The 508-nt window shown below is 72.4% G+C and carries 1 protein-coding gene and 1 pseudogene; both read right to left on the bottom strand.

Features of this window, described 5'->3' with window-relative positions; all coding sequences use genetic code 11:
• Window positions 1–348, bottom strand: a 348-nt coding sequence (locus tag CCN72_RS37800; RefSeq protein WP_425276213.1) for a maltokinase N-terminal cap-like domain-containing protein, incomplete at its 3' end; no start/stop codon positions are given.
• Window positions 349–388: 40 nt separating this feature from the next.
• Window positions 389–508: pseudogene (locus CCN72_RS41770) on the bottom strand (spherulation-specific family 4 protein); the annotation flags it as partial.

Below are 508 nucleotides of genomic sequence, written 5' to 3'. Positions count from 1 at the left end.
CCGCAGCAGCTCGGTGACCAGCACCGGGTCGCGCATCCCGTCGTACGCCCAGCGCTTGCCCAGCACACCGTGCTCCATGGTGCCCACGAGCGCGTGCTCGGCGCCCTCCAGCGGCGCGCCCCGGTAGCTCAGCGGCACCAGGTACGCGGTCCGCTCGGGGCTTGTGAGGTCGGTGGCGATCATGATCTCGATGCCGACCTCGCCCTCGGGGTCGTCCAGCCGGAAGCCGCCGGTCTTCTCCAGGACGGGGGTGCCGGAACCGCCGCGGTACCACGGGCGGGTGGGCAGCCACTCGGTGAGCAGTTCGACCTTGGAGGGGGTGAGGGTCGTGTGGTGGATGACGGCCATGACGGTGGTGGTCTCCCCGGTGTGAGCGTGCTGATCGGGCTCAGCCTCGCACACCGTCCGAGAACTCCAGCGCGGGACTCAACCCCGCCCAGGGATTGGGCCCTTCACCGGTCACCGGCCCGCACACCCCGGCCCCCCGCTCCCGCGCGGTGCGCACCGC

It is taken from the genome of Streptomyces murinus (assembly GCF_002154555.1).
GTDB classification, from domain to species: domain Bacteria; phylum Actinomycetota; class Actinomycetes; order Streptomycetales; family Streptomycetaceae; genus Streptomyces; species Streptomyces murinus.
The sequence above is the reverse complement of the archived record's forward strand: the minus strand, read 5'-3'. Positions and strand labels throughout refer to the sequence as shown.